Source organism: Parasphingopyxis marina, from assembly GCF_014237875.1.
Classification (GTDB): domain Bacteria; phylum Pseudomonadota; class Alphaproteobacteria; order Sphingomonadales; family Sphingomonadaceae; genus Parasphingopyxis; species Parasphingopyxis marina.
In genome coordinates this window covers 878517-900434 of sequence record NZ_JACJVJ010000002.1, presented here as the reverse complement: position 1 = coordinate 900434, position 21918 = coordinate 878517, and the positions used below count along the sequence as shown (strand labels likewise).

Here is a 21918-nt window from a genome sequence, read left to right as displayed (position 1 = left end):
CTATAGCTCCCGGATCAGCGCTTCGAGCGCCGGTTCGTCGAGCCGGGCATGGACGCTCCCGCCTATCATCGCATTGGGGCCGACGCTGCACAGGCCGAGGCAGTACACCGATTCGATCTCCGCCCGGCCATTGGCCATCGCTTCGGCCTTGGCGGCGAGCGCTTCGGATCCGCGCGACTGACAGGCTTCGGCCCGGCACAGTTTGAGGATCGGCAGCGTTGCCTTGGTTTCGTGATAATCGTGATAGAAGCTCACCATGCCGTGCACTTCGGCGCGCGTCAGGTTCAGCGCCTCGGCGATATGCCGCTTTGTGTCCTCGGAAACGCAGCCGAATTCTGCCTGCACATCGTTGAGGATCGGCATCAGCGGCGCTTCGCGCCCCTGATGCGCGGCGATAATTTCGTCGAGCCGCGGATTTTCGCGCTGTGTGTTTGTGGTCGTGGCGGTCGTCATTTCAGCCTCTCCGCGTGCCAGCGCACATGATCGGCCATGAAGGTCGAGATGAAATAATAGCTGTGATCATAGCCCTCGCGCCTATTCAAAGTGAGCGCGATACCGGCGTCGGCGCAGGCCTTTTCCAGGAGTTCCGGCTTCAGCTGCTCTTCGAGGAAATTATCGGCCAATCCCTGGTCGACGAGAATATCGGGCAGGCGGGCGCCGTCCTCGATCAGCGCGCAGGCATCATAGGAACGCCAGTCCGCACGGTCCGCGCCGATATAGCCGGTCAACGCCTTTTCGCCCCAGGGGCAATTGAGCGGCGAGACGATCGGCGCGAAGGCCGAAACGCTGCGGAAGCGGTCGGGGCTGCGCAGCGCGATGGTGAGCGCGCCATGGCCGCCCATCGAATGACCGGTAATGCCCTGCCGCGTCATATCGGCGGCGGGAAAGCGTTCGGCGATCAACGCGGGAAGCTCGGCCTCGATATAGCTCTTCATGCGGAAATTGGCGGCCCAGGGGCTTTCGGTCGCATCGACATAAAAGCCCGCGCCCTTGCCGAAATCATAGGCCTCGTCATCGGGCACGTCGTCGCCGCGCGGGCTTGTGTCGGGAGCGACGAAAATGATGCCCTGCTCGGCGCAGGCCGCGCGAAATTCGCCCTTTTCGGTGACATTGGCATAGGTGCAGGTGAGACCGGACAGATACCAGAGGACCGGCAGCTTCGCGCCGTCCGCATGGTCCGGTACGAAAACCGAAAAGGTCATCGGCGTGCCCGTCTCGCCGCTGGCATGCGAATAGACGCCCTGCGTTCCGCCGAACGCCTTGTTCTCGGAAACGGTCTCGAAGGTCACCGGAACACCACCGTGCGCTTGCCGTTGAGGATCACGCGCCGCTCGGCAACCCAGTGGATCGCGCGCGCCAGGGTCTGCGCTTCGATGTCGCGGCCGATGCGGGCCATGAAGTCCGCCGTGGCGCGATGGTCGACGCGCTCGACCTGCTGTTCGATGATCGGCCCTTCGTCGAGGTCCGGCGTCACGAAATGCGCGGTCGCTCCGATCAGTTTCACGCCGCGCTCATGCGCCTGGTGATAGGGTTTCGCGCCCTTGAAGCCGGGCAGGAAGCTGTGATGGATGTTGATGCAGCGGCCGGAAAGCTTGGTGCTGAAATCGTCCGACAGGATCTGCATATAACGGGCAAGCACCAGATATTCGGCGTTTGAGCCCTCCATCAGGTCGAGGATCGCCGCTTCCTGTTCGGCGCGATTTTCGTTGGTGACCGGCAGATAGTGGAACGGCACGCCGTGCCATTCGGTAAGCGAGCGGCAGGTTTCGTGGTTCGAGATGACGGCGACCGGCTCGATCGGCAGGAAACCGGATTTCCAGCGATGCAGCAGCGCGTTGAGGCAGTGGGTGCCCTGCGACACGGCGATCACGATACGCGGCTTGTCTTCGCTGTCGGTCAGCGACCAGCGGAAATCGAATTGCTTTGCGATCGGCGCCATCGCCGCGCGCAGGGCCGCGGTGTCTTCGGGGAAAGCGTCGCCGCCCTTCTGGAAGACGATGCGCATGAAAAAGCGCCCCTGATCGAGATCGGCATATTGCTGGCTGTCGAGGATGAAGCCTTCAAGCTCGGCAAGCTTTCCGGTCACCGTCGCGACGATGCCGACCTGGTCCTGGCAGGAAAAGGTCAGGATGAAATTGGGGGCGGTCATGCCTAGGCAAGCTCCTCATCGGCGAAGGTTTCGGTGTCGATTTGCGACTGCGGAACAGCCGCATAACGCGGACCCCTGATCGCGTCGCCGGAAAAAATCTTTTCGATCTCCAAGATCGACTCCTCGGAAAGCCTTATTTCCGTAGCGGCAATATTCTCCTCAAGATGCTCGAAACTGCGCGTACCGGCGATCGGCACGATGAAGGGGCGGCGAGCCGATACCCAGGCAAGCGAAAGCTGCGCGGGGGTATGGCCAAGTTCTGCGGCGAGCGCGTTGAACTTCGCCACCGCCTTCAGATTGTGGCTCAGCAGCGGCTCGGTGAAGCGCGGCATCGCAGCGCGTAGATCGCCTTCGGCATAATTGTCGTCATGGATGGAATCGGCGAGCAGCCCGCGCGCCGTCGGCGAAAAGGCGACGAAACCGATGCCGAGTTCCTCGCAGGCGTCGAGCACGGCGATTTCCGGATTGCGAACGACCGGCGAATATTCGCTCTGCACGGCGGCGAGCGGATGAACGGCATGGGCGCGGCGAATGGTTTCCGCCGACATTTCGGAAACGCCGATGGCGCCGATCTTGCCGTCTTCCTTGGCGCGGACGAGCGCGCCCATCGATTCCTCGATCGGCACATTCTTGTCGAACCGGTGGAGATAATAGAGATCGATGAAATCGGTCTTGAGCCGTTTCAGCGCCGCATCCAGCGTATTGGCGATGGCCTTGGGAGAGGCGTCCAGCCCGCGCTTGCCGTCGATCACGTCGAGCACGCATTTGCTGGCGAGGGTGAACTCGTCCCGGCGGTGCATGACCGCGTTGCCGAGCAGTTCCTCATTCTTGCCGAAGCCGTAAAGCGCTGCGGTGTCGAGCATGGTGACGCCGAGATCGAGCGCCTTGTTCAGCACCTTTGTGGAATGTTCGATCTCGGGCGCCGTGTCATAGGCGTGGCTCAGCCCCATACAGCCATAGCCGAAGGCCGAAACAGTGAGCGATCCGAGCTGGCGTTGCGGCAGGGCCATGGCTTACGCGCCCTCCACCCGGCTGGCAAGCTCGCCGAGCGCGCGGTAGCAGGGAAGCACCTGGGCGACACTGGAATTGGGTTCACGGCCTTCGCGGATCGCGGAAATGAATTCGCGGTCCTGCAGTTCGATGCCGTTCATCGAAACATCGACGTCGGAGACGTCGATCTGCTCCTCCTTGCCGGTGAACAGGTCGTCATAGCGCGCCAGATAGGTGCCGTTGTCGCAGATATAGCGGAAGAAGGTGCCGAGCGGTCCGTCATTATTGAACGACAGGGCCAGCGTCAGGATCTGGCCCTTGGCGCTCTTCATCTGGATCGACATGTCCATCGCGATGCCGAGCTCGGCGTGGAGCGGGCCCTGCAGGATGTTCATCTCGGAGACCGGCTCGCCGGTCATATATTGGAAGATATCGACCGTGTGCGCAGCATGATGCCAGAGCAGGTGATCGGTCCAGCTGCGCGGTTCGCCCTTGGCGTTCATATTCTGGCGGCGGAAGAAGAATGTCTCGACGTCCATCGACTGGATCGTCAGCTCGCCGGCGTCGATCTTGTTCTTCACCCATTGGTGGGACGGATTGAAGCGCCGCGTATGGCCGACCATGCAGACAAGGCCGGTCTCCTGCTGCTTCGCGAGCACGGCTTCGGAATCGGCCAGACTGTCGGCGAGCGGGATTTCCACCTCGACATGCTTGCCCGCGTCCATGCAGGCGATCGCCTGCTCCGCGTGCATCTGGGTCGGCGTGCACAGGATGACGGCGTCGACCTCGTCCATCGCCAGCATCTCGTCGAAATCGGTCGTCGCATGGCCGACACCATATTTGTCGGCCATTTCCTGGGTCGGCTCGATACGCCGTCCGACCAGCGATACGACCTCGACGCCTTCGATTTTTGCGAGGCCGTCGAGATGCTTTTCTCCGAATGCGCCGCCACCGGCGAGTGCGATCTTCATGCTAAACTCCTTTTGGGCTTTCGCTCAGCCCGTCTTTTCAAGAACCATATGCCCCAGCGCGGTGTTCGAGCAGGGGACGTGATAATGGCGGTGCAGTTCCTTGACGCTTTCGCCAAGCGCGCCGCGCATGATCAGCCACATCACCATTTCGATGCCTTCCGAGCCGGTCTCGCGCAGATATTCGATATGCTCGATATGGCGCAAACGTTGCGGATCGGCCGTCAGGTCGTCGAGGAACCGCTTGTCCCATTCCTTGTTGATGAGCCCGGCGCGCGGCCCCTGAAGCTGGTGGCTCATGCCGCCCGTGCCCCAGATGTGCACATCGAGATCTTCGGGATAGCTTTCCACCGCGCGGGCGATCGCCTCGCCGAGCAGCCAGCAGCGATTGCCGGAGGGCGGCGGATAAGTGACGACATTGACGGCGATCGGGATCACCTTGGTCGGCCATTTCGCGGGCGGCGTGTTGTCCTTGTTGTCGAACACCACATCGAGCGGCACGGTGAGGCCGTGATCGACGTCCATCTCGTTGATGATCGTCATGTCGAATTCGTCGAGGATGCAGCTCTGGGCGATATGCCAGGCAAGGTCCGGATGGCCTTCCACGGTCGGCACGGCGCGCGGCCCCCAGCCTTCGTCTGCGGGCTGGAATTCTTCCGCGCAGCCGATCGCGAAGGTCGGGATGATCTTCATGTCGAAGGCCGAGGCATGGTCGTTATACACCAGGATCACGACGTCCGGCATATGCTCGGCCATATAGTCCTTGGTCCAGTCGTAACCGGCGAAAATCGGCTTCCAGTAATCCTCGGTGGTCCGGCCCTGGTCGATCATCGCGCCGATGGCGGGGACGTGGCTGGTGGTGAGGCCGTGGGTAATGCGGGCCATGTCAGTTCCCCTCCTTGATCGAGCGGACGCCGTCGGGCGAACGGCCGCCCTTGATCATCATCTCGGCATATTCCTGCTCGGTCATTCCAGTCATCGAGCCGGCGGCCTGCTGGAAGCTCTGGCGATCGGTCGAAAACAGCTTGGCGAGAAAATAGATATTGCCGCCCTCGTCGATCATCGCGTTGTAATCGCGCGCCAGAACGGCCTTTTTGGCCTCGTCGCTCATCGGCCATTCGTCGAGATAGGCGCGTTCGTCGGAGCGGAAGCGCTCGCGATTTTCCTGCTTCATCAGGCTCATCGCAAACTGGTTGAGATGATAGCCCTTGCGCGCCCGCTTGGCGGTGAACACGCGAGTGCCGGGAATATCGTCGAAGGTGGCGAGATATTCATGCACGTCGCGGGGCATGGTCTGGGTCATGATGGGTTCCTGTCTGTGCAAGGCCGTGACTACAGGCCTCGCTCCTTCAATTGGGCATCGAGCCGGGGATAGACCCGGCGCACATTGCCCTCGTAGATCGCGTGCCGCTGCTCGTCCGTCAGGTCGAGCGCATCGACATAGCGTTTCGTGTCGTCGAAATATTGGCCGGTTTCGGGATCGATGCCGCGCACGGCGCCGACCATTTCCGATCCGAACAATATATTCTTCGTGTCGATCACCTCGGCGAGCAGGTTCACGCCCGGCTGGTGATAGACGCAGGTATCGAAATACACGTTATTCATAACGTGTCCGGAGAGTTCTGGTTGCTTCAGCATGTCGGCAAGGCCGCGATACCGTCCCCAATGATAGGGTACCGCGCCGCCGCCATGGGGGATGATGAAGCGCAATTCCGGGAAATCCTTGAACAGATCGCCTTGGATGAACTGCATGAAGGCGATGGTGTCCGCGGCGATGTAATAGGCGCCGGTCGCGTGCAGGCCGGGATTGCAGCTGCCGGAGACATGGATCATCGCCGGAACGTCCAGCTCGCACATCTTCTCGTAAAAGGGATACCAGAAGCGGTCGGTGAGCGGGGGATGCTCGAAGCGACCGCCGCCGGGATCGGGATTGAGGTTGCAGCCGACGAAGCCGAGTTCGTTGACGCAGCGTTCGAGCTCCGCGATCGAGCCCGTCATATCGGCCTTGGGCGATTGCGGCAGCATGCAGACGCCGATGAAGGTCTCGGGATAGAGATCGATCACCCGCTTGATGAGGTTGTTGCACTTCTCGGCCCAGAGCCGCGCGACGCTTTCGTCGCCGACATGCGGCGCCATCGCTGAGGCGCGGGGCGAAAAGATCGTCATGTCCGCGCCGCGCTCCTTGAGGAGCTTGAGCTGGTTCGCCTCGATCGTTTCGCGGATCATGTCGTCGGGAATGTCCGGATAGGCGGGCGGCGGCACGCCATCCTCGAACGCCTTTTTCTGGGCCTCGCGCCATTCGTTATGCGGCTCGGGCGCCGTCGTATAATGGCCGTGGCAATCGATAATCAACGTCATGCGAGCCGGGCTCCCCTTGCTTGGCGTTCCGCTTCGATCTGGGCGATTTTCGCTGCGAGCCCGTCGGCGGGGTCGAGGCCGAGCGCGCCGACCGCGCCCTGCCAGTCGACCGTCGCCTGGGAGCAGGCGCCGTCCAGGCCGAGGCCTTTCAGCGTCTTCACCACTTCTTCCATTTCCGCGGCGCGGCGCTTGCCGTGGATCATCATCCGGTTCAGCGCATAATCGCCGCGGCCGCTCCAATCGTAGGAGGGCATGCTTTCCGTCAGCGAATTTATCACTTCCTCGCGGACATCGGCGCGGCTGGCGGCAATCAGGCATTCCGCCGACAGCGCTTCCATCCCCTTGACCATGATCGAGCGGATCATCTTGATCGCCGAGGCGCGGCCGACCTCGCCGCCGGCGATTCCGACATCGGCGAAACCCGCCGCCTTCAGCGCGGCCAGCGCCGCTTCGGCGTGCGGCCCGGAAACGAGCAGCGGCACGTTTTCGCGCTTGGGATGGACCGGCGCCATAACCGCAACATCGACATAGCGGCCGCCGGCAGCCTCGATAATATCGGCGGCTTCGCGCTTGGTATCGGGCGAGACGCTGTTCATGTCGCAATAGAGCGCGCCCTCGGGCAGGGTCCTGGCCGCTTCGGTGGCGGCGCTCAGCGCCTGGTCGGCGGTCACCAGCGAAAGGATCAGCTCGGCGGCGTCCATCGCAGCGGCGCAGCTTGCCGCGCCCGCGATGTTGAACCGTTCGTAGTCGGCGTGTTTGGCCTGTTCGGTTTCCGGAGCTTCGGTCTTGATGTCGAAGGCACGGAGCGCACCGTTCATGCGCGCATGGCAGGCGGGGGCGAAAGCCATCGCGGCTTCGCCAAAGCCCAGAAAGGCCATGCGGGAAAGGTCTGCATTCATGGGCGAGGAGCTAGCGATTCGGGTGCGGAATCGCCAATTTGAACCCGTCGCCGCTCATAAGTTCGCCGGAACTATGGTTTTACGGCTTTTTCGATCTCGGCGATCAGCTCCTCGTGAATCGGGCGCCGTCGCCAGTCCGTACGCTGGGTGAGGACGATCGTGCGCTGGCCTTCCTTTACGTCCCGGCCGATCGCTACCAGCGTTTCGCTTTCGAGTTCCAGCGCCAGCTGATCCTTGCTGAGCAGGGTGAGATAGGGGCCCTCCATCAGCAATGCGCGCGTTGCCATGGTCGATCCGCACGTGATCGGCCTTGCGGGCAGGTCCTTGACCGCTTTGCCGAGCAATTGCTGCCAGAGTTCGCGCAGCGGCGCGCCATGGCGGGCGACGATCCAGGGATAGCGGACCAGTTCGGCGAGCGGAATGAAGCGATCCTTATAGTCGCGCGCCAGCGGATGGTCGCTTGCGCCGATGATCGCGACGCGATCGTCGAACAGCGGGAGCTGCTCGACATCCGGGCCCGGCGCCGGCGTACGCTGCGCGCCGATCAGGAAATCGACATCGCCGTCGCGCAGCTTCTCGATCAGCTCGGCATAGGGCCCCTCTACGATATCGAGGGCAAGGCCGGGATGGCGCTTGTGGATCGCGGCGAAGGCCTTGGGCACGATGCTGGCGCGGGAGAGCGGCATCGCGCCCACCGATATCCGCCCGACCTGCTGCCCGGCGAAGCTCGCCAGCTCGTCCAGCCCGGTTTCGAGTTCGGTCCGGGCGAGGCGGAAGGCGCGGACCAGCGCCGGCCCGGCATCGGTGATCGCGACGCCGCGGCCGCGCCGCTCGGTCATCGTCCGCCCGGTGATCGTTTCGAGCTCGCGGATCGCGCGGTGGAGGCTCGGCTGGGCAAGGCCGGTCGCCTCGCTGGCGCTCGCATAGCTGCCATGATCGGCGAGCGAGACGAGCGCGCGGATCTGCGGCATCGTCACCATCCGGTCGGCGCGGCTGAACCCGTCCGACGCCTGGGGCGAGCGGACGCGGGCGAAGCCCTGTTTCAGATGGTCGAAGGCCGCCCGCGAGCGCGCGACGAGCAGGGCGCCGGCTTCGGTCGGCGTCGCGCCGCCGCTGTCGCGCAGGAAGAGCGTTTCGCCCAGTTGCTCCTCCAGCCGGGCCAGGCTTTGGGAGATTGCCGGCTGCGAGATATTGATCCGCCGCGCGGCGCCGCTCAGCGTTCCCTCATCGGCGACGGCGACCGCGGCGCGCAAATGGCGGAGGTTGAGATCGTAGATCGACATCCGCCAAAGATAGCGAAAACTTATGAGCGCCGCCATCTTCGATATTGCCCGCAAAACCGCGCTGTTTCAGAAGATACGAGAAGTTTCGGACCGAAATACGGGAGAGCTGGTTTATGGCGAACGTCGTTGTTCAGAATATCGAGCGTGCCGATCCGGCCGTGGTCGACGCGCTCGGCGCGTGCGGCGTGGCGACGGTGCACGAGGCGCAGGGGCGCACCGGGCTGCTCGCGTCCCATATGCGGCCCATCTATCCCGGCGCGCGGATCGCGGGCTCGGCGGTCACCATTTCCTCGCCGCCCGGCGACAACTGGATGGTCCATGTCGCGATCGAGCAATTGCAGGCGGGAGACGTGCTGCTGCTGGCGCCGACCAGCCCGTGCGAGGACGGCTATTTCGGCGATCTCCTGGCGACATCGGCGCAGGCGCGCGGTTGCCGCGGCCTGATCATCGACGCCGGCGTGCGCGACGTTCGCGACCTGACCGAGATGAACTTCCCGGTCTGGTCGAAAGCGGTGTTCGCGCAGGGGACGGTGAAGAACACGCTCGGATCGGTGAACGTGCCGGTCGTCTGCGCCGGCGCCGCAGTCGATCCCGGCGATATCGTCGTCGCGGATGACGACGGCGTCTGCATCGTGCCGCGCGCGAACGCTGCCGAGGTTCTGGAAAAAGCGCAGGCGCGCGAAGCGAACGAGGAAGAGAAGCGCCAGAAGCTCGCCGACGGCATTCTCGGCCTCGATATGTACGGGATGCGCGAGCGGCTGGAAAAAGAAGGCCTGAAATATGTCTGATCCCACCCGCGTCATGTGGATGCGGGGCGGGACGTCGAAGGGCGGCTTTTTCCTGAAGGACGACCTGCCGTCGGACGCGGCCGAGCGCGATGCGCTGCTCCTCAGGGTGATGGGATCTCCCGATCCGCGCCAGATCGACGGCATGGGCGGCGCCGACCCGCTGACGAGCAAGGTGGCGGTCGTTTCGAAATCCGCCCGCGAAGGCATGGATGTCGATTATCTGTTCCTGCAGGTCTTCGTCGATCAGGCTTTGGTGTCGGACCAGCAGAATTGCGGCAATATGCTCGCGGGCGTCGGGCCCTTCGCGATCGAACGCGGCTTGGTGGACGCATCCGAGGGTGAAACCCGGGTCGCGATCTTCATGGAAAATACCGGCCAGTCGGCGGTCGCGACGATCCGCACGCCAGGCGGCGCCGTCACTTATGCGGGCGATGCGCGGATCGACGGCGTGCCGGGCACCCACGCGCCGATCCCGCTTGAATTCAAGGACACCGCCGGCTCGATGTGCGGGTCGCTGCTGCCGACCGGCCACGAGGTGGACGAGATCGAGGGGGTGCGCTGCACGCTGATCGATAATGGCATGCCCTGCATCGTCTACAAGGCGGAAGATGTCGGGCTGACGGGCTATGAAACGCGCGACGAGCTCGACGCGAACGAGGAACTCAAGGCGCGGATCGAAGCAATCCGCCTTGCCGCCGGGCCGATGATGAATCTCGGCGACGTGACCGAAAAATCGGTGCCCAAGCATATCCTTGTCGCGCCGCCGCGCGAGGGCGGGGCGGTGACGGTGCGCAGCTTCATCCCGCACCGCGCCCATGCCTCGATCGGCGTGCTGGCCGCGGTGACGGCGGCGACGGCCTGCCTGATCGAAGGGACGCCGGCCGCCGAAATGGCAGAGGTGCCCGAAGGCGATCGCTTCACCATGTCGGTCGAACATCCGACCGGCGAAACCAGCTGCGTGATGGAACGGAACGCCAAGGGCGAGGTTGTAGGCGCGGGCCTGTTGCGTACCGCCCGCAAATTGATGGACGGAGAGGTTTTTACATGAGTGAACGGATTACGAGCTGGCATTCCAACCCGTCCGTGCCGGCTTTCACCCCGCCGCCCGGCGCGGTCGATGCCCATTGCCATATCTTCGGGCCGATGGCGGAATTTCCGTTCAGCGCCAAATCGAAATATCTGCCCGAGGATGCGGGCCCCGACATGCTGTTCGCGCTGCGCGACAGGCTGGGCTTTGCGCGCAACGTGATCGTGCAGGCGAGCTGCCATGGCACCGACAATGCCGCGACGCTCAATGGCATCGCCAAATCGAACGGCAAGGCGCGGGGCGTCGCGGTCGTCGATCCCGCGATTTCGGCAGAGGAGCTTGCCGCGCTGGATGCGGGCGGCATGCGCGGGGTGCGCTTCAATTTCCTCAAACGCCTTGTCGACGATGCGCCCAAGGACAAGTTTCTCGACGTCGCCGGGCGGCTGCCCGAAGGCTGGCATGTCGTCATCTATTTCGAGGCGGATATCCTGGAAGAAATGCGCGATTTCGTCGCGGCGATTCCCGTACCCGTCGTCATCGATCATATGGGCCGGCCCGATGTTTCCCAAGGGCCGGACGGGCCCGATATGCGGGCCTTTCGCTCGCTGCTCGACAGCCGCGACGATATCTGGACCAAGGTGACCTGCCCGGACCGGCTCGACGCTGCCGGGCCGCCCTATGCCGATTTCGTCCGCTCGGTCGCGCCGCTCGTCGCCGATTATGCGGACCGGGTGCTCTGGGGCACCGATTGGCCGCATCCCAACCAGCAGGATATCCTGCCCGACGACGGCAAGCTGGTGGACGTCATCCCCCAGATCGCGCCGATCGAAGAGCTGCAGCGCAAATTGCTCGTCGACAATCCGATGCGGCTCTACTGGCCCGAGGAAGCGGCTTAGCTTTCGAGCCCTAGCTTTCGAGTAGCGTCCGCATCGTCGCGACCAGCGCGAGCGGCTGGTCGACCATCACATGATGGGCGCAATCGGGAATGGCGATAAAGGGCGTCGTATCCGGCAGGTCGCGGCGCAGCTTGGCAAGCGCTTCCTCGTCCATGATCCAGGAACGGTCGCCATAGATGATCGCCAGCGGGCAGCGCGCATTCTTGGCCTGCTTTCGACTGTCGAGCCGGTCCGTGTTGAGGAAGCTGTTGGGATCGGCCTTCCAGCTCCAGCCCTTGCCTTCGATCTCGACGAGCGAATCGCGCGCGATCATATCGGCGATATAGTCGTTCTCGCATTCCTGCGGCGGCAGGAAGCGAAAGCGCGCGAGGCCCTGCTCGAAACTTTCGAAATGGCGCCGCGCGCGCGGCTCGGGCTGCCCGTTGGCGGGCGAGTGGCGCATGTCGAGCGAGGAATCGATGATGAAGGCGCGCTCGACCCATTGGTCCGGATCGGCGGCCGCGGTGGCGGTGGGGGCGCCCCCGAAACTATGGCCGACGATCACGGCCTTGCCCGCATCCAGCAATCCGGCAGCCTTGGCGACCGCGCGCATGTCTCTCGCGTGCTGGGCGATCGAATAGCGGTCGCGCCAGTCCGATCCGCCCATCCCGGACATCGACATCGCGGCCACGCGATAGCCCTTGGCGAAGAAGGGAGCGATATGCGCCCACCACAGCGCGTGCGCGCCGCCGCCATGAAGGAACAGCAGGCCGGGTTGGCCCGCTTCGCCCCAGGTAAAATATTCGATCTCCGCCCCTTCGCTGGCAACCCGGTGCCGATCCGGCATGAGCGCCAGCGCCTCCTCGAACCATTTCGGGGCGGCGGGCTTCCTGCCGGCATAGCGGGCGAGAATATGAAGCGGGGCTGTCTCGGCGGTCATGCCGCCAATCGAGCATGACTTTACGCTTACGTCAACTGCTGGAAAATATCGCCGCGTTAACACTCTTTTTACGGACCGGAGGAATCCCGGATTTGCAAGCAAGCGCAGTATCTTGCGGTCTTGAGGCCGGTTTTTTCCCTTTGTTCACCATATCCTTCAAAACTTTCTTAATCCTTTCGGTACAAAATTTCGAAACCAGAACAGAATATTGGAAGGGTCCCCATGCGAATAGAGGCACAAGTGCTGACCAGGAAAAAATGGACCGAGGAAGACAAGCGCGCGGCGGGCCGCAAGGATGTCGATCTGCGCGTCGGCTTCCGCAAGGCCGGCTATGACGCGGCCAAGGCCGATGTCCGCGATATCTCGTCCAGGGGCTTCAAGATCGATACCGCGATGATCGTGGGCGAGGGCACCGAAGTCTGGCTGAAGCTGCCGGGCGTCGAACCCAAGCACGCCAAGGTCGTCTGGGTAAACGGCTTCCAGGCGGGCTGCGAATTCATGACGCCCTTTTACGACGCGGTGTTCGACAACTTCCTGAGTCACGCCGAGGCGGCGTAACCGGATCGGCTGCGCTCGGCGCGGTCAGATCACCTTGGTATTGTAGACATGCCAGGCGAAAATGGCGGCGGCACCCCGGTGCGGCCGCCATTTTTCTGCCGCTTCCCGGATCTGCTTTTCGCTGGGCCGTTCGGGCCAGCCCAGCATCTCGCCGATCGCGATCTGGATCGCGAGATCGCCCGCCGGCCAGATATCGCCGCGCCCTTCGGCGAACAGCAGGTAGATTTCCGCCGACCAGCGGCCGATGCCCTTCACGGCCGTCAGCAGCGCGATCGCCTCCTCGTCGTCCTTGGGCAGCGTTTCGAAATCGAGCGCGCCCGACACGGTCAGCTCGGCCAGGCTGCGGGCATAGGTGGCCTTCTGGCGGCTCAGCCCGGCACCGCGCAAGGTTTCCTCGCTGGTTGCGATCATCACCGCCGGATCCCCGATCTCGCCCAGCGTATCGGCGACCTTGTTCCAGATCGATTCCGCGGCCTTCACGCTGACCTGCTGGCCGACGATGGTGCGCAGCAAGGTGGTGTAGCCGCGATCGCGAATGCGCGGCGGGGGATAGCCGACGCGTTCCAGATGATGGCCAAAGGCGGGTTCGATACCGGCCAGCCTGTCCAGCGAAGTGCGCAGGCGCCGCGCGCTGATGCCCATCTCTTCGTCCCCAATCACCCTTGATTTCGTTTGCCCGGCATCTCATAGCGCCGCCGCAGCCAATAATCGAACCCGCAAAGGATGCCGTACATGCCCAAGCTGATTGTCGTGAATCGTTCCGGCGAGGAAACCACCGTCGAGGCGGATAGCGGCCTGACCGTGATGGAAATCATCCGCGACAACGGGTTTGACGAACTGTTGGCGCTGTGCGGCGGCTGCTGCTCCTGCGCGACCTGCCACGTCCATGTCGATCCGGATTTTGCGGGCAGCTTGCCCGAGATGGACGAGGACGAGAACGACCTGCTCGACAGCTCCGATCACCGCGACGAAAATTCGCGCCTGTCCTGCCAGATACCCTTCGAGGATGATCTCGACGGGCTCAAGGTCACCATCGCCCAGGAAGACTAGGCGTTAACTCAGACGAGACGCTAGAACCCGGCCTGCGGTTCGGCCGTCGCCGCGTAAAGCGCGATCGCCGCGGCGTTGGATACGTTGAGGCTCTCGATCGCCTCGCTGATCGGCAGGCGGGCACGGGCATCGCAATGCTGCCCGGTATTGTGGCGCATCCCGGCGCCTTCGGCCCCAAGAATGATCGCGATGCGCCGGCTGCCGAGCGCTTCGGCCAAGGTCAGGTCGCCGTCGCCGGCCAGGCCGATCCGCCAGAAGCCCGCTTCGGCGATCTGATCGAGCGCGCGGGCGAGGTTCACCACCCGGCACCAGGGCAGGGTTTCGAGCGCGCCCGATGCCGCCTTGGCGAGCGCGCCGGATTCCGGCGGCGCGTGGCGGTCCTGGGTGACGAGACCGATTGCCCCGAAGGCCAGCGCCGACCGCATAATCGCGCCGACATTATGCGGGTCCGTCACCTGGTCGAGGACGATGAGCGGCCGCCCGTCCTCGGCGCCGGCCAGCAGGTCCTCGATCGCGATATCCTCCAGCGGCTCGACATCGGCGACCAGCCCCTGATGCGGCGCATCGTGCGGCACCAGGCGCCCTAGATCGGCAACGCCCGCCACCTCTACCGATATGCCGTCCGGGATATCCGCGTCGGCTAGCGCCTCCTGCGTCGCCCAGATCTTGCGGATCGTGCGCGCCGGATTGTCGATCGCCGCGAGCACGGCGTGCCGCCCCCAGAAGCGGGGTGCGCGCGCGTCGCGCTGCTTTGCCTTGCGCCGTTTTGCCATGGGCCCGAGCTTTCTACGAGATGGCGTTGACAGGCAAGCGGCGTTTCGCCATTGAGCCGCCCTTCGGCGCGGTCATCGCATGACCGGCGACTTCGTGGACGGGTGGCCGAGTGGTTAAAGGCAGCAGACTGTAAATCTGCCCGCATTAGCGTACGCTGGTTCGAATCCAGCCCCGTCCACCACTTTCCTGCGCCGTCTTCCTGATACCATTGTTCGGCGCTATGCCGCTGGGCATGGCAGGCCCCGTCGATCTCGTTTCTCTTGCGCGCGAAGCCGCGCTGAAGGCGCATGCGCCCTATTCGGGGTTCAAGGTCGGCTGTGCCGTGGAAGCGGAGGACGGGACGGTCGCCATCGGCAGCAATATGGAAAATGCCTGTTACCGGCTCGGCACCTGCGCGGAGATTTCCGCGCTCGCCGCCGCGCAGCAAAGCTTCGGGCTGGCGAAGATACGGCGGATCGCGGTGGCGGGCGGCCATGTCGGCGAGGGCGGGGCGCTTGTGGGCTCTGCGGTGGTAACGCCCTGTGGCGGGTGCCGCCAGGCGATCGACGAGGCGCGACAGCTGTCGGGGCATGACATCGCGATCCTCGCCGCATCGGGCGACGGGCAGACAGTGTCGGAAACGGCGATTTCGGTGCTGCTGCCGGAGAGTTTCGGCCCCGAGATGCTCGAACGCTGAGCGGGTTCAGGCGAGTTTGATCTCGCGCAGCCGCTCCATCAGATACTCATGCGCGGTGATCGGTTCGTACTGGGCCGGACGATCCTCCGACACACAGCCCGGCAAGGTCTCGATTCTGTAGTCGGGCCGGAAGTGCAGGAAGAAGGGCATCGAATAGCGGGATTCACCGCGGCGATCGGGCGGCGGATTGACGACGCGGTGGCTGGTCGAGGGCAGCACTCCGTTGGTCAGCCGCTGCAGCATGTCGCCGATATTGACGACCAGCTCATCCTCGCCCGGCGTCACCGGCAGCCACTCGCCGTTGCGCCCCAACAGTTCCAGCCCGGCCTCTTCGGCGCCCAGCAGCAAGGTGATCGTGTTGATATCCTCATGCGCCGCCGCGCGTACGCCCGGCGCATCGGCGGAGACCGGCGGATAGTGGAGCAGGCGGAGCACCGAATTGCCGTCCTCGACCGTATCGTCGAAAAATTCGGTCGGCAGGCCCAGATGCCGCGCGATCGCACCGAGAATCCGCAGCCCCGTCATCTCGAAGGCGGAAAAGAGCGCGGTGAAGGTTTCGCGAAAGCCCTTCACCTCTTCGGGCCAGATATTGGCCTGCATCACGTCCGCGAACCGATGTCCGGGCGCTAGTTCGCGGCCGATATGCCAGAATTCCTTGAGGTCATGGTCGCTCGCGCCCTTGGCGGTTTCGATCCCGAACGGCGTATAGCCGCGCGCACCGCCGCCGCCTTCGATGAAATATTTACGCTTCGCCTCTTCGGGCAGCGCGAAGAGATCGCGCATCCGCGCCTCGGCCTCGGCGATCAGCCCGCCCGGGATGCCGTGATCGGAGACGATCGCGAAGCCATGGGTTTCGAAGGCGCCGCCGAGCCGGGCGGAAAAGGCTTCGGCGTCCTCGCTCAGCTCGGCCATGGAAAGGGAGGCGATGGTTTGGGCGGTGTCGGTCATCGGCACCCGCATAACAGCAAAGCAAGACAGTTAGATGGCATTGCCGACCATGATCCCCGCCAGCGCCGCGCTCATCAGATTGGCGAGCGCGCCCGCGACCATCGCCTTGATGCCGAGCCTGGCGATCATCGGCCGCTGGTTGGGCGCGAGGCCCCCGGTCACCGCCATCTGGATCGCGATCGAGCTGAAATTGGCAAAGCCGCACAAGGCAAAGGTGACGATCGCATAGGTCCGGGGGCTCAGCACGCCTTCCATCCCGCCCAGGCTGATAAAGGCGACGAACTCGTTGAGCACGATCTTCTCGCCGAACAGGCCGCCGGCGGTTCCCGCTTCCTCCCAGGGCACGCCGATCAGATACATGATCGGGGAGAAGACATAGCCGAGCAGTTGCTGGAAGGTGAGCGCCTCGATTCCGAACCAGCCGCCGATCCCGGCGAGCAGGCCGTTGGCAAGCGCGACCAGCGCCACGAACGCCAGCACCATCGCGCCGACCGCCACGGCAAGCTTCACGCCGGTCTGCGCGCCCTGCGATGCGGCCATGATGACGTTGGCGGGCGGCGGCTCTTCCTGCGATTCCACGGGCCGGGCGTCGGGCTCGGTATCGCCGCCCGGTTCGTCAGGCATCATGATCTTGGCCATCAATATGCCGCCCGGCGCGGACATGAAGGCGGCGGCCAGCAGATAGGGCAGCGCCGCATTGCCGAGCAGGGCCGCATAGGCGGCAAGGATGGTGCCCGCGACGCCGGCCATGCCGACCGTCATCATTGCGAAGAGCTGCGGCGGCTTCAGCGCGGCGAGATAGGGACGGATGACGAGCGGGCTTTCGCTCTGCCCGACGAAGATATTGGCCGCCGCGCCGAGCGATTCGACCTTGGTGATGCCGGTGACCAGCCGGATCGCCCCGCCGACCCATTTGATCACGAACTGCATGATGCGCAGATGGTAGAGGATCGAGACGAGCGAGGCGAAGAAGATGATGACGGTGAGCGCGGCGAGCGCGAAGCTGTTGCCGCCGAGCTCCGGCGCGGCGAGCGGGCCGAAGATGAACGCCGTGCCTTCGCGCGCATAGCCGAGCAGGTTGGCGACGCCGCCCGCCATCCCGGCGATTCCCGCGCGGCCCCAGGGCGTATAGAGCACGAGCATCGCGATACCCGCCTGCAGGGCGAAGGCCGCGCCGACGACGCGCAGGCGGATCGCGCGGCGGTTCGACGAGAGCAGGAAGGCGATGGCCAAAAGCACGATAATGCCGGCGATCCCGCCCCAGGGGCTAGCCATGTTCGCGTTCCCCCGATGTCACCAGACCATGCCGTCCTCTGCCGCGTCGATGGCCCGGTCGAGCCCGTCGATCGTGTCGCCCGCACTCTCCGCGACGATCAGCTGCGCGCGCCGGGCAGGGGAGACGAAGCCCTGCGCCGTGATATGATCCATCAGCGTGACGAGCGCGTCCCAATAGCCGCGGACGTTGATCAGGGCGAGCGGCTTGGAATGATAGCCGAGCGCGTTCCACGACCAGGCCTCGAACAGCTCGTCGAGCGTGCCGATGCCGCCGGGCAGGCAGGCAAAGGCGTCGCACAGCTCGGTCATCTTCGCCTTGCGTTCGTGCATGGTGGCGACGACGTGAAGCTCGGTCAGCCCGCTATGCGCGAGTTCCAGGTTGATCAGCGCTTCGGGGATCACGCCATGCGCTTCGCCGCCGGCGGCCAGGATTTCGTCTGCAATCGCGCCCATCAGGCCGAGCCTGCCGCCGCCATAGACAAGGCCGATATCGCGCGCCGCCATCTCCCGGCCCAGCGCGCGGGCAGCATCGAGATAGGCGGGATCGGCACCATGGTTGGAACCGCAATAGACCGCCAGTCGCTGCATGCGCGTCTTTCCCCTGGGCTGGCCGGTGTTCGGCGGGACGCCCTTGAATGCGCATCGCCGCCGGGATTGTAAACCGCCAATCCGCGGTTGCCGGATGGCGATCCGGCGTTATCAATCGCCTTCGGAGTCGAGCGATCAGGGGAAAGCATGAGCAGCACAGAAACGCCGCGCGCGCCGCAGCCGATTCCGCGCTCGCTCTTCTTCTTCGCGACGCTTTATGGCGGGATGACGGTGCTGGCCGGCGTCCTCGGGTTCAAGCAGGTCGCGCTGGGGCCGCTCGCGGTGGAGGCGGGGATCTTCGCCTTTCTGATGCTCGTCATCCTCTCCAGCAGCATCGCCCAATCGTTCGGCCCGGCCCAGGCCAATCGCATCGTGCTCTTGGGCTTCTTCCCGCTCGCCCTGTCGATCGGCCTGATCTGGCTGGTGCTGAGCCTGCCGCCGTCCGCCGCCATGCCGGCGGAGAACCTCGCCGCGTTCGAGCGCGTGCTCGGCCAGACGCCGCGGATCATGGCAGCCGGGCCGGTGGCCTATGGCGTGTCGCTGCTCCTCAACGTCTATATCTTCGAACGGCTGCGCGGGGCCGGGAAGCATGCCGAAGGACGGGGCGGCAGCGTCTGGATGATGGCCCGCGGCGCAATCGCCTCGGCGATCAGCCAGGCGATCGATTCCGTGATCTTCATTACGCTCGCCTTCTACGGCGAATTTCCGATCGGCTCGCTGCTCGCCGGCCAGGTGCTGGCGAAGGTGGTGCTGTCGATCGTGCTGGTGCCGCCGCTGATCGTTGCGTTCGTGAAGCTGGGGCGGAAGCTGGATGGGGTTTAGGAAACGGGGGCCATCTTTGCCCGCCTGCAAAGCCCGGGCAGCTTGGGATTGTTGGCGTCGCGATTGCCCGACCAACGCTCCATTCTCTCCACATGCCAGCTTGTTCGGCCATCGCAATGTTTCATAGGTAGCGGTATTCGTCAGGCTGATAGCTCGCCGGGTCGGTCGGGCGGCGACAAGGGGATGGATGGGCGATGGCGTTGCAGGCAGTGAGGCTGGTGCTCAAATCGGCGGGCGCGGATGGCGACGATCGGCAGATCGTGATCGACCTCAACCGCGATAGCGAGACGGGGATCAGCGCCGGGCCTTTCCCCGCCTTTGGCCGGGTCGGGCATTTCCGCAAGGCCGAAACTCTCTATCCCTTCACGCTGATGGGGGATGGCCGGATGGATTATGGCGCCCATGCCCAGGACGACCAGCGGCAGGATAGGCTGGAAGTGCGCAAGGCGAAACTTACGGCGGGCGAGGCCATCACCTGCCGCGTGGGCGATCGGGCGGATGACTATCTCATCGAAAGCGTAGAGCCGCTGCTGGGCGATTGAGGGGCGGGGCGGGGCGTTTGCCAAATCTCCCGATCCCCCGCCGCAATTTTCCCTTCTAAAATAGGAAAAGCTCTGACACCGTTGGCTGGCCGAGTCCCGGGTTCGCCCGTCCCGGCAAAGCCTGCATGCAGGAAATTAAATTACGCCTGTGCGCGAGGCCTTGTGTGACGTTTGTGACGTTAGCCGCATGGCCCGCCGGATATTGCCATCGGCGCGCCAAGCGACTACCTCGCCCCGGCTTGGCGCCGAGTTCCGGCAATGCGGGTATAGCTCAATGGTAGAGCACTAGCCTTCCAAGCTTGTGATGCGGGTTCGATTCCCGCTACCCGCTCCAGCCCTTCTTCATCTCTTCCTTACCATTTTTCCTTAAGTTTTCGGGCATGAACGCGCATCGCGACATCCAGCGCGCCGAAGGCCCGGCGACCGACGATCCACGGCCGAAATCCGCGGTTTCGAGCGCGGTCGGACTGACCGGCCTGATCGGGCTGGCTGCCGCGATCGCGGTCGGGCGTTATTTCGGCGCGAACGGGCCGCTTTCCGGCATGGCCGCGGTGGTCGCCTGCGCGCTGCCGATGGTCGCCTGGACGATCTTCGTCGACAAGACATGGAAGAATGAAAGCACCGGGCTTGACTGGTCCCGCAAGGCGCGCGCGCACGACGAAACCCGCGAAATCAGCATCGCCAAGCTGGCCGGGCTCTGGGCGACATGGGCGATCATCGCGGCGTTCTACTGCATCGGCCGCTGGTACTGGGACGGGCAATATCTGTTCGCGATGCGGATGCTGGCCACCGCCGCACCGATACTGTTCCTGCTCTCCATCCCCTATATCTTCTGGATCGACCGGCGGCTGAAAGAGCCCAAGGACGGCACCTATATGTTCGGCGCCTGGCTGATGGGCGATCGCGGCGAGATCGATCGCGAACAGCTTATCGAACATTTCAGGAGCTGGGCGGTGAAGGGCTTCTTCACGGCCTTCATGATCTCGATCGTACCGGGCAACTGGTTCGAGGTGCTGCGCTGGAGCAACGCCGATATCGTCGCGAGCCCGGTGGCGCTGGCGAGCTTCTGCATTGGCCTGCTGTTTCTGATCGACGTCGCCTTCGCGACCGTCGGCTATATCCTGACGCTGAAGCCGCTCGACGCGCATATCCGCGGCGCCAATCCCTTCACCCAAGGCTGGGTTGCCGCGCTGATCTGCTATCCGCCCTTCATCCTGATGAACCCGAACGGGCCGCTCGACTATCACCAGAATGTCGGCGACTGGGCGCTGTGGCTCGAAGGCAATGTGCCCGCGCTCACCGCGATGGGCGCGGTCCTCGTGATCCTGACCGGCATCTATGCCTGGGCGACGGTCGCCTTCGGGATCCGCTTCTCCAACCTCACCCATCGCGGGATCATCACCCATGGCCCCTATAGCTGGTCGCGCCATCCGGCCTATCTGGCGAAGAACGCCTTCTGGTGGCTGGCGACGATGCCGTTCATCGCGACCAGCGGCAGCATTGTCGACATGATCCGCAACACCGCGATCCTCGGCCTCGTCTCGGGCGTCTATTATTGGCGCGCCAAGACCGAGGAAAAGCACCTGATGGCCGATCCCGCCTACCAGGAATATTGGGACTGGATGGAGCGCAACGCCCCGGTGCCGCGGTTCTTTGCTTGGGTGAAGCGGAAGGTTGGAATCCGAACGTTGGTTTCAGCGGTGGTGGAGTAAGGCGCGGTGCATGCCCGCCTTGCCCGTCAACGCGACAGCTTCTGTGCGGTCAGCGAACATTGATTTAATCCCCGTAAGTAGGACGTCAGCCTCCGATCCATTGCGGACATACAGGGCAGGCAGTATCGTTCATCCACCAATTTGGCCTCGCTGCTAGCAAACGAGTACGCTCAAATAGGGGAGTCGCCATAAGAAAACTCGCTATTCTACTGGGGACACTATGCTCAGTGTCTGCGAACGCGCAGCAACTCAGCGCCGCCCGGGATCTATACACTAGGAACGAATGCCCACAAATCACGCCGCGTCATCTGCCGCCCTCAGGTGAGCTTCGAATACCGAGTCATATCGAAAGACTTGTTCCTGATCCCTTCATCGTACAGGTCCGTTGTGAGGTTGCCGAAGGAGGACACTTGCTCGACTGTCTCGCTCGATCAGAACAAGAAAACAGACTTCGCGGCTTAGGTTTCATTGAGCGTTTTGTCGTCCGCACTTTAGTAGAAGACTCGCCACGTTCGTGTGGACAAACCACCGTGACACTCAGCCAAAGCGCTCAGCCTGAATAATACCTGCTTTCCACCTGTAATAGAAATCAGACCAAAGTGCTGAATGTCCGGCCTGAGGGCGCAAAGCGGTCCGTCGGCCACACTCGCGATTTCATCGGAAAAAAAAGCGGAAAACGCGGATGATCCGACCGGC

The 21918-nt window shown here is 63.9% G+C and carries 25 protein-coding genes and 2 tRNA genes; 11 read left to right on the top strand and 16 right to left on the bottom strand.

All coding sequences use genetic code 11. The features are described from left to right. From H6P80_RS13180 to H6P80_RS13135, 10 genes are all read right to left on the bottom strand, one after another. Window positions 1–453, bottom strand: coding sequence for an NAD(P)H-dependent oxidoreductase subunit E (locus H6P80_RS13180; protein ID WP_185801816.1), 453 nt, complete (start codon window positions 451–453; stop codon window positions 1–3). Then, complete coding sequence (gene fghA / locus H6P80_RS13175; protein ID WP_185801815.1) at window positions 450–1289, bottom strand: S-formylglutathione hydrolase; 840 nt, start codon at window positions 1287–1289, stop codon at window positions 450–452. Before fghA ends, H6P80_RS13180 begins: the two co-directional genes overlap by 4 nt. After that, window positions 1286–2149 carry a formyltetrahydrofolate deformylase gene (gene purU, locus H6P80_RS13170; protein ID WP_185801814.1) on the bottom strand — a complete coding sequence of 288 codons (864 nt, stop codon included), beginning with the start codon at window positions 2147–2149 and terminating at the stop codon, window positions 1286–1288. Before purU ends, fghA begins: the two co-directional genes overlap by 4 nt. A gap of 2 nt (window positions 2150–2151) precedes the next feature. Then, window positions 2152–3159, bottom strand: a complete 1008-nt coding sequence (locus H6P80_RS13165) for an aldo/keto reductase (protein ID WP_185801813.1) — start codon at window positions 3157–3159, stop codon at window positions 2152–2154. A gap of 3 nt (window positions 3160–3162) precedes the next feature. Then, a complete protein-coding gene (locus tag H6P80_RS13160; protein ID WP_185801812.1) occupies window positions 3163–4110 on the bottom strand; it encodes a Gfo/Idh/MocA family oxidoreductase in 948 nt (315 codons plus the stop codon). Between the two features lie 24 nt (window positions 4111–4134). Continuing rightward, window positions 4135–4992 (bottom strand): class III extradiol dioxygenase subunit beta, encoded by an 858-nt coding sequence (locus tag H6P80_RS13155; protein WP_185801811.1) that lies wholly within the window; start codon window positions 4990–4992, stop codon window positions 4135–4137. Between the two features lies 1 nt (window position 4993). Then, window positions 4994–5410, bottom strand: coding sequence for a protocatechuate 4,5-dioxygenase subunit alpha (ligA, locus tag H6P80_RS13150; protein ID WP_185801810.1), 417 nt, complete (start codon window positions 5408–5410; stop codon window positions 4994–4996). A 29-nt stretch (window positions 5411–5439) separates the two neighbouring features. Beyond that, window positions 5440–6465 (bottom strand): amidohydrolase family protein, encoded by a 1026-nt coding sequence (locus H6P80_RS13145; RefSeq protein WP_185801809.1) that lies wholly within the window; start codon window positions 6463–6465, stop codon window positions 5440–5442. Next, window positions 6462–7364, bottom strand: a complete 903-nt coding sequence (locus tag H6P80_RS13140; protein WP_221893003.1) for an NAD(P)-dependent oxidoreductase — start codon at window positions 7362–7364, stop codon at window positions 6462–6464. Before H6P80_RS13140 ends, H6P80_RS13145 begins: the two co-directional genes overlap by 4 nt. Before the next feature lie 71 nt (window positions 7365–7435). After that, window positions 7436–8683 (bottom strand): LysR family transcriptional regulator, encoded by a 1248-nt coding sequence (locus H6P80_RS13135; protein ID WP_185801808.1) that lies wholly within the window; start codon window positions 8681–8683, stop codon window positions 7436–7438. A 77-nt stretch (window positions 8684–8760) separates the two neighbouring features. Here H6P80_RS13135 and ligK point away from each other — a divergent pair, with 77 nt between their 5' ends. Genes ligK through H6P80_RS13120 form a run of 3 tightly spaced genes read left to right on the top strand, consistent with a single transcriptional unit; the run spans window position 8761 to window position 11358 of the window. Beyond that, window positions 8761–9435, top strand: a complete 675-nt coding sequence (gene ligK / locus H6P80_RS13130) for a 4-carboxy-4-hydroxy-2-oxoadipate aldolase/oxaloacetate decarboxylase (RefSeq protein WP_185801807.1) — start codon at window positions 8761–8763, stop codon at window positions 9433–9435. Further along, on the top strand, window positions 9428–10483 hold the full coding sequence (locus tag H6P80_RS13125; RefSeq protein WP_185801806.1) for a 4-oxalomesaconate tautomerase: 1056 nt from the start codon (window positions 9428–9430) through the stop codon (window positions 10481–10483). The genes ligK and H6P80_RS13125 overlap by 8 nt, the downstream gene beginning before the upstream one ends. After that, window positions 10480–11358, top strand: a complete 879-nt coding sequence (locus tag H6P80_RS13120; protein WP_185801805.1) for an amidohydrolase family protein — start codon at window positions 10480–10482, stop codon at window positions 11356–11358. Before H6P80_RS13125 ends, H6P80_RS13120 begins: the two co-directional genes overlap by 4 nt. 10 nt (window positions 11359–11368) lie before the next feature. Here the strand turns inward: H6P80_RS13120 and H6P80_RS13115 are convergent, their stop codons facing one another. Then, window positions 11369–12277, bottom strand: coding sequence for an alpha/beta fold hydrolase (locus H6P80_RS13115; RefSeq protein ID WP_185801804.1), 909 nt, complete (start codon window positions 12275–12277; stop codon window positions 11369–11371). Between the two features lie 240 nt (window positions 12278–12517). Between H6P80_RS13115 and H6P80_RS13110 the strand changes: the two genes are divergently transcribed. Beyond that, entirely contained in the window at window positions 12518–12835 is a 318-nt protein-coding gene (locus H6P80_RS13110) for a PilZ domain-containing protein (RefSeq protein WP_185801803.1), read from the top strand. A 24-nt stretch (window positions 12836–12859) separates the two neighbouring features. On the opposite strand, the gene H6P80_RS13105 is transcribed toward H6P80_RS13110, so the two are convergent. Further along, window positions 12860–13477: a DNA-3-methyladenine glycosylase family protein gene (locus H6P80_RS13105; protein WP_185802141.1), complete on the bottom strand. Its 618-nt coding sequence runs from the start codon at window positions 13475–13477 to the stop codon at window positions 12860–12862. A 90-nt stretch (window positions 13478–13567) separates the two neighbouring features. On the opposite strand from H6P80_RS13105, the gene H6P80_RS13100 reads away from it, so the two are divergent. After that, on the top strand, window positions 13568–13885 hold the full coding sequence (locus H6P80_RS13100) for a 2Fe-2S iron-sulfur cluster-binding protein (RefSeq protein WP_185801802.1): 318 nt from the start codon (window positions 13568–13570) through the stop codon (window positions 13883–13885). Window positions 13886–13905: 20 nt separating this feature from the next. Here the strand turns inward: H6P80_RS13100 and H6P80_RS13095 are convergent, their stop codons facing one another. Then, entirely contained in the window at window positions 13906–14658 is a 753-nt protein-coding gene (locus H6P80_RS13095) for a TrmH family RNA methyltransferase (RefSeq protein ID WP_185801801.1), read from the bottom strand. Window positions 14659–14754: 96 nt separating this feature from the next. Here H6P80_RS13095 and H6P80_RS13090 point away from each other — a divergent pair. Together H6P80_RS13090 and H6P80_RS13085 are read left to right on the top strand one after the other, a co-directional pair. Next, window positions 14755–14840: transfer RNA gene (locus H6P80_RS13090), tRNA-Tyr, on the top strand. Between the two features lie 51 nt (window positions 14841–14891). Continuing rightward, window positions 14892–15335: a cytidine deaminase gene (locus H6P80_RS13085; RefSeq protein ID WP_185801800.1), complete on the top strand. Its 444-nt coding sequence runs from the start codon at window positions 14892–14894 to the stop codon at window positions 15333–15335. A gap of 6 nt (window positions 15336–15341) precedes the next feature. Here the strand turns inward: H6P80_RS13085 and H6P80_RS13080 are convergent, their stop codons facing one another. From H6P80_RS13080 to H6P80_RS13070, 3 genes are read right to left on the bottom strand one after another with little or no spacing between them, the layout of a single operon-like run. Further along, complete coding sequence (locus tag H6P80_RS13080) at window positions 15342–16283, bottom strand: isopenicillin N synthase family dioxygenase (protein ID WP_185801799.1); 942 nt, start codon at window positions 16281–16283, stop codon at window positions 15342–15344. 30 nt (window positions 16284–16313) lie between these two features. Then, complete coding sequence (locus H6P80_RS13075) at window positions 16314–17558, bottom strand: NupC/NupG family nucleoside CNT transporter (protein WP_185801798.1); 1245 nt, start codon at window positions 17556–17558, stop codon at window positions 16314–16316. An 18-nt stretch (window positions 17559–17576) separates the two neighbouring features. After that, window positions 17577–18146, bottom strand: coding sequence for an LOG family protein (locus H6P80_RS13070; protein ID WP_185801797.1), 570 nt, complete (start codon window positions 18144–18146; stop codon window positions 17577–17579). A gap of 147 nt (window positions 18147–18293) precedes the next feature. Here H6P80_RS13070 and H6P80_RS13065 point away from each other — a divergent pair, with 147 nt between their 5' ends. From H6P80_RS13065 to H6P80_RS13050, 4 genes are all read left to right on the top strand, one after another. Further along, a complete protein-coding gene (locus H6P80_RS13065; protein ID WP_185801796.1) occupies window positions 18294–18968 on the top strand; it encodes a queuosine precursor transporter in 675 nt (224 codons plus the stop codon). 194 nt (window positions 18969–19162) lie between these two features. After that, complete coding sequence (locus tag H6P80_RS13060) at window positions 19163–19510, top strand: hypothetical protein (protein ID WP_185801795.1); 348 nt, start codon at window positions 19163–19165, stop codon at window positions 19508–19510. A 260-nt stretch (window positions 19511–19770) separates the two neighbouring features. Then, window positions 19771–19844: transfer RNA gene (locus tag H6P80_RS13055), tRNA-Gly, on the top strand. 46 nt (window positions 19845–19890) lie between these two features. Next, a complete protein-coding gene (locus H6P80_RS13050; RefSeq protein ID WP_185801794.1) occupies window positions 19891–21222 on the top strand; it encodes a methyltransferase family protein in 1332 nt (443 codons plus the stop codon). Window positions 21223–21918 lie beyond the last annotated feature (696 nt).